The organism is Pseudomonas sp. 300, assembly GCF_055803035.1.
In genome coordinates this window covers 868,116-874,971 of sequence record NZ_JAVLRV010000001.1, presented here as the reverse complement: position 1 = coordinate 874,971, position 6,856 = coordinate 868,116, and the positions used below count along the sequence as shown (strand labels likewise).

Here is a 6,856-nt window from a genome sequence, read left to right as displayed (position 1 = left end):
CAGCAAGCCGGCTCCAGGGGCGGGTTATGCGCTGACGGGCTCTACCGACAATTCAACAACCTCGGGCCGTTTGGCCACCGCATACACCACCGCCGTCAGCAAACTCCCGGCCACAATCGCCAGCAAATAAAGCAGTGCGTGGTTGATCGCATTCGGGATCGCCAGCACAAACAACCCACCGTGCGGCGCCATCAGTTTGCAGCCGAAATACATCGACAGCGCACCCGTCAACGCCCCCCCGGCAATGCTCGCCGGAATCACCCGCAGCGGGTCCTTGGCGGCAAACGGAATCGCGCCTTCGGAGATGAAGCACAACCCCAGCACCAACGCCGCTTTACCCGCTTCGCGTTCAGTCTGGGCAAACTTGCGTCGGGCAATGAACGTGGCGATGCCCAGGCCAATCGGCGGCACCATGCCGGCGGCCATCGTCGCGGCCATCGGCGCATAACTCTGCGACGCCAGCAGCCCCACCGAGAAGGCATAAGCGGCTTTGTTGATCGGCCCGCCCAGGTCGACGCACATCATCCCCCCCAGCAATACGCCGAGCAGAATAGCGTTGGTGGTGCCCATACTGTCGAGGAAATGCGTGAGCCCCGCGAGCATCCCGGCCACCGGCTTGCCGACGACATAGATCATCACCAGACCGGTGAACAGACTCGCCAGCAACGGGATGATCAGGATCGGTTTCAGCGCCTCAAGGCTTTGCGGCAAACGCGCATACCGATTGATCGCCTGCGCCGCGTAACCGGCGATGAAACCGGCAATGATCCCGCCGATGAAACCGGCACCCAAGGTGCTCGCCAGCAAACCACCGATCATCCCCGGCGCAAGGCCCGGACGGTCGGCAATCGAGTAGGCGATGTAGCCCGCCAGCAGCGGCACCATCAGCTTGAACGCCGTCTCGCCACCGATCTGCATCAGGGCGGCGGCGAGGGTGCCTTCCTCCTTGAACGCGGTGATGCCGAAGACGAACGACAACGCGATCATCAGACCGCCCGCCACCACCATCGGCAGCATGAACGACACACCGGTCAGAAGGTGTTTGTAGACGCCGGTCTTCTCCTTTTTGGCCGGGCCTTTGGCGCCGGTCGCGGCGCTTTCCTGCGTGCCTTCGGCCAGCGCTTTGTTCAGCGTCGCTTCGGCTTGTTTCAAGGCGATGCCCGTGCCGCAACGGTAGATTTTCTTGCCGGCAAAACGCTCGGTCGCGACTTCGATGTCGCAGGCGAGCAGTACCACGTCCGCGTCGGCAATCGCCGTCGCACTCAACGGATTGCGTGCACCGACCGAGCCCTGGGTTTCGATCTGCAGGTCGTAACCCAAACGTTTCGCCGCCTGCTGCAAAGCCTCAGCGGCCATGAACGTATGAGCAACGCCGGTCGGGCATGCGGTGATCGCGACCAGCCGGGGCGCGTTTTTCGCGACGGCTGCAGGTTCGGCGACCGCTGCGGGGGCGACGTAAACCTCAGCGTCTTCGGCACCACGGCGCAGCACCGCTTCGACATCTTGCAGGGCGTGCGCCGGGGTGCTTTGGAACACGCGCTTGCCAACGAATCGCGACATGTCCACCGGCGCGCTGGTCACCAGCAACACCCACTCGGCCGCTTCAATTGTGGCCGCCGACAACTGACGTTCCGGGTGCGCCGCATCCACCACTTCGACGCTGGTGCTCCAGCCCTGACGCTGCGCTGCGGCATCGAGCAAGCGGGCACAAAGCACGCTGGTGACCATACCGTTGGGGCAAGCCGTAACAATGGCTAACTTCATGACAAACCCTCTTATTGTTCTGTCAGGGGACGCACGCGCACACCCTGTTCGAGCCGCGCCAACTGCGCCGCATCACCGATTCCGAAACCGATCTGGGTCACCGCCATCGCGGCAATCGCCGTGGCGGTGCGCAGGGTTTGTTCCGGCGTGTCGGCACTGAGCAGACCGTGGAGCATGCCGGCCAACAGCGAATCACCCGCGCCGACCGTGCTGGCGACGCTAACCTTGGGTGGCGTGGCATGCATCGCCGAACCGACACTGAACCAGTTCACGCCATCGGCGCCGTGGGAAATCACCACATGTTCGATGCCTTGCGCATGCAAGCGGCTCGCAGCTTCAGCTTGAGCCGCGACCGAAATCACTTCGCAGCCGAGCACTTCGGCCAGTTCTTCGGTGTTGGGTTTGATCAGCCACGGACCGGCCTTGAGTGCTTCGCGCAACGCTTCACCACTGGTGTCCAGGGCGACGTTCAAGCCAAGATTTTTCAAGCGCAGAATCAATGCCTGTAACCACTGCGCGCTGATCCCTTGCGGCAGACTGCCGGCGACAACGACCGCGTCATGCTCCGGCGCAATCTGATCCAGTCGATCAAGCAACGCCTGCTGCGCCGCTTCACTGACCATCGGCCCCGGCCCGTTGATGTCGGTGATGCGCCCGTCGCTTTCCGCCAGTTTGAGGTTGCTGCGTGTCTCGCCGGGAACGCGGATAAACGCGTCGACAAAACCGCGTTTGGCGAACAGGGCTTCGAACGCCTGTAGATTGTCTTCGCCGAGGAAACCGCTGACGGTGAGCGAATGCCCAAGGTCCGCCAACACCTGCGCCACGTTCACGCCTTTACCGGCGGCGTGGGTGTGCATTTCGTCGCTGCGATTGACCTGGCCGGGTTCAAGGCGCGGCAACTGAACCGTCAGGTCCAGCGCCGGGTTGAGGGTCAGGGTCAGGATCTTGGCCATTACAGGGCCTCCACTAATGCGCGCACTTCATCCGCGCTGCCGACGGCCAGGGCCTGGCGGGCAAGGGTTTGAGTCTGGGTCAGGCTGAGTTCGCGGATGCGCGCCTTGACCTCGGCAATGCTGCGGCCCGATACGCTCAATTCATCCACACCGAGGCCGACCAGCACCGGCACCGCCAGCGGATCAGCCGCCAGTTCACCGCACACGCCGACCCACTTGCCATGGGCATGGGCCGCGCGCACGGTGATGTCGATCAGTTGCAGCACCGCCGGGTGCAAGCCGTCAGCCTGGGCCGACAAGGTCGGATGACCACGGTCGATGGCCAGGGTGTATTGGGTGAGGTCGTTGGTGCCGACGCTGAAAAAGTCGACTTCCTTGGCCAGCACCGGCGCCAGCAATGCCGCCGATGGCACTTCGATCATGATCCCCAGTTGCAGGTCCGCCACCGGGATTTCCAGACGCAGGCGCTCGGTCATGTCTCGGGCCTGACGCCACTCGTCAACGCTGCCGACCATCGGGAACATGATGCGCAGCGGGCGGTTGTCAGCGGCCCGCAGCAGGGCGCGCAATTGCGCTTCCATGATCTGCGGACGCTGCAAGGTCAGGCGAATGCCGCGCACGCCGAGGAACGGGTTTTCTTCTTTCGCAATCGGCCAATACGGCAGCGGTTTGTCGCCACCTACATCGAGGGTGCGCACCACCAGCGGCCGACCGGCGAGGCCATCGAGCACACGACGGTATTCGACTTCCTGAGTCGCCTCGTCCGGCGCCTGCGAGTGGGCCATGAAAATCAGCTCGGTGCGCAGCAAGCCGATGCCTTCGGCGCCCTGCTCCACGGCGCTGGTGACGCCTGCGCTTTCGCCGATGTTGGCGAACACTTCGACCGCATGGCCGTCGGTGGTCAGCGCCGGTTGATGACGTTGTTCGGCCGCCGCTTTCAAGCGTTGCTCGCGGGTGTCGCGCTCTTCGGTGGCGCGCTGCAGGGTCGCCGCATCGGCGTCCACGTGCAGGCGACCGCGTTGACCATCAAGCAGCAATGGCGTGCCCGGCGCCAGCAGCAACACCGCTGCACCGGCGCCGACCAATGCCGGAATACCGAGCGCACGGGCGACGATGGCGCTGTGCGCGGTAGCGCCGCCACGGGCGGTGAGAATGCCGGCGACGCGGGTTGGATCGAGACGCGCGACATCGGACGGACCGACTTCGTCCATGACCAGGATGTAGGGCTGATCGGGTTCATTGGGCGTCTCGACGCCGCAGAGTTGCGCCAGCACGCGACGGCCGATATCGCGCAGATCTGCCGCACGCTCGGCGAGCAAGGCGTCCTGCAGCGATTCCTGTTGTTTCGCTGCGGCTTCAATCACTGCCATCCACGCCGCTTCGGCGCTTTCGCCCTGCTTGAGGCGAGTCTCGACTTCATCGGTCAATTCCGGGTCGTCGAGCATTTCCTGATGCGTAATGAAAATCTCGCGAATGGCTTTGGATTTGCTGCGTTCGATCAAGCCTTCGATGTCGCGACGCACGTGCGCCAGCGCTTGCTGGAGACGCTCGCGTTCAATGGCGGCGGACTCCCCGCGCAGCGGGTATTCGATGGTTTGCAGTACTTGAATGTGTGCCGGGCCGATGGCAATGCCCGGCGCGGCAGGGATGGCCTGAACCAGGCTGCCGGACGCCGGGGCGAGCAGCACTTCGGCCACCTCCGCGATCACTTCACGCTGTTGGCTAACAGCAGGCAATGGCTCGATTTCTTCACCGAGGCCTTCTTCGATCGCGGCCAGCAAGGCGGGCAAGGCATCGGCGGCGATGCTCGGCTCAGCGATGAATTCCAACACCTGACCGCGACGGGCGCCGAGGCTCAGCAGTTTGCTCAAGCTCTTCACCGACACCGCGCTGTCTTGGCCATCGACAATGCGCACGCGAATCTCACCGTCAAAACTCTTCGCCAGTTGTGCGAGGATTTTCGCCGGGCGGGCGTGCAAGCCGTGGGCGTTGGCCAGCGCAATGCGAGCGCTGGGCCAGTCCGCCGGCAGTTCACCGCCGAGCACTTCGAGGACTTTACGGCTGCTGGTGGCACGTCCCAGTTCATGACCACGGCCTTCGATCAGCAACGCGCAAAGGCGTTCGAGCAAGGCCTGGTGCGCCTCGCCGAGGCTGGCCAGACAGAACAGACCGCTGAGCGGCTGGCCGAGGTAGCGTATCGGTTTGTCCGGCGTGACAAACGCCAGGCCCGGACGCTTGACCGTTTGCTCGCTGTGCAACCACCACAAGCCATCGCCCAGCGGCAACGCTTCGACTTGCTGCAACACCGCAGAAAAACCATTGCTCACACAATCCGCCTGCCGCAGCAAACGCGCACCGCGCCAGACCAGTTCTTCGAAGTCATCGGCCGACACGCCGAGACCGATCATCTGTGCATCCAGCGCCAGTTCCTGCGGCGCGCCTTGCAACAGTTTCAGCAATGCTTCGGCAGAACTGGCGCGACGCAGGGCCTGGCCCAGATCGGTTTCGCCGAGGGCGCGGGTCAGCAGTTGCAGCAGGCGCAAGTGCTCATCGGATTTGGCCGCAATGCCGATCGCCAGATAGACGATCTGGCCGTCGCCCCAATCCACGCCTTCAGGGAATTGCATCAGCCGCACGCCGGTGGAAAACACCTGGTCGCGGGTTTCCGGCGTACCGTGGGGGATGGCAATACCTTGCCCGAGAAAGGTCGAGCCCTGGGCTTCGCGCGCCTGCAAACCGGCGAGATACCCCTCGGCCACCAGACCATCGGTGACCAGATGCCCAGCCAACAAATGCAACGCTGCGGACTTGTCCACGGCCGACTGGCCCATGGAAATCTGCTCTATCGTGAGCTCGAGCATGCTTTCTCCTTTTTGGCACCTTGAGGTGCCAGGTATTGTTTTGAATGAGTCAGCTTAGGCGCTTAATCATCACTTTTGGCGGTTTCGCGGCAGAACCGGCCAAATGCACCTGAAACGTAGAAAATACGCTTGCTGAAACGTTTAATCTAGAATGATTGGCACGTTACTCGATTATGTCCCATCCTTGAAGCCCAACTTGTCGGATTGGCTGCGACAATAGTCGCCTGCCTGAATCGGGTAGGATTGGCGAAAATGTCGGCCGACAAACAAGGAAAACCCGAGTTGAAACTCAGTGATATCGCCCAACTGGCCGGTGTGTCCGTGACCACCGCCAGTTATGTCATCAATGGCAAGGCCGAACAGCAACGCATCAGTAGTGCCACCGTCGAGCGCGTGCGCGCGGTCGTTGAACAACACGGCTTCACGCCCAACCCGCAAGCGGCCGGGCTGCGCAGTCGGCACACCCGCACCTTGGGCTTCATTCTGCCGGACCTGGAAAACCCCAGTTACGCGCGAATCGCCAAGCTGCTGGAACAAGGTGCCCGGGCCCGCGGTTATCAGTTGCTGATCGCCAGCTCCGACGACGCGCCGGACAGCGAACGGCAATTGCTGCAACTGTTCCGCGCCCGTCGTTGCGACGCCTTGATCGTCGCCAGTTGCCTGCCGGCCGGTGACGACAGTTACCGACAGCTGCAAGCCAAAGGCATTCCGATCATCGCCATCGACCGGGTCATGGAGCCCGAGCATTTCTGCTCGGTAATCAGCGATGATCGCGAAGCCAGTCTGCAACTGACGCGTAGCCTGCTCGAGCCGTTGCCCAAGCAGATCGCCCTTATCGGCGCACGCCCCGAACTGAGCATCAGTCAGGAACGGGCCGCCGGGTTCAAGGAAGCGCTGACCGGGTTCAAAGGCGAGATTTTGATTGAACACGGCGAATCGTTCAGCCGCGAGTGCGGCAAGCAGTTGATGGAAGAACTGCTTCAGCGCCTGGGGCACTTGCCGGATGCGCTGGTAACCACATCCTACGTGCTGCTTCAGGGCGTGTTCGACGCGTTACACGACTTCCCGCTGAAAACCCGCCCACTGCGTCTCGGCACGTTCGGCGACACGCAGTTGCTGGACTTCCTGCCGCTGCCGGTCAACGCCATGGCCCAGCAACACCAGTTGATCGCCGACAAAGCGCTGCAACTGGCCCTGGCCGCCATTGAGCAATCGGATTACCAGCCCGGCGTGCAAGCCATCGCGCGGACCTTCAAGCAGCGTATTCGCCAGGACTGA

The 6,856-nt window shown here is 62.9% G+C and carries 4 protein-coding genes; 1 reads left to right on the top strand and 3 read right to left on the bottom strand.

The features are described 5' to 3' along the window. Positions 1-24: 24 nt before the first annotated feature. Genes Q7W83_RS03960 through ptsP form a run of 3 tightly spaced genes read right to left on the bottom strand, consistent with a single transcriptional unit; the run spans position 25 to position 5,578 of the window. Complete coding sequence (locus Q7W83_RS03960) at positions 25-1,764, bottom strand: PTS fructose-like transporter subunit IIB (protein ID WP_473655696.1); 1,740 nt, start codon at positions 1,762-1,764, stop codon at positions 25-27. An 11-nt stretch (positions 1,765-1,775) separates the two neighbouring features. Beyond that, the gene (gene pfkB / locus Q7W83_RS03955; RefSeq protein WP_473655695.1) at positions 1,776-2,717 is read right to left on the bottom strand and encodes a 1-phosphofructokinase; all 942 of its coding nucleotides are present in this window, start codon (positions 2,715-2,717) and stop codon (positions 1,776-1,778) included. Further along, positions 2,717-5,578: a phosphoenolpyruvate--protein phosphotransferase gene (ptsP, locus tag Q7W83_RS03950; protein ID WP_150633524.1), complete on the bottom strand. Its 2,862-nt coding sequence runs from the start codon at positions 5,576-5,578 to the stop codon at positions 2,717-2,719. Before ptsP ends, pfkB begins: the two co-directional genes overlap by 1 nt. Before the next feature lie 282 nt (positions 5,579-5,860). Here ptsP and cra point away from each other — a divergent pair, with 282 nt between their 5' ends. Beyond that, complete coding sequence (gene cra / locus Q7W83_RS03945) at positions 5,861-6,856, top strand: catabolite repressor/activator (RefSeq protein WP_150633570.1); 996 nt, start codon at positions 5,861-5,863, stop codon at positions 6,854-6,856.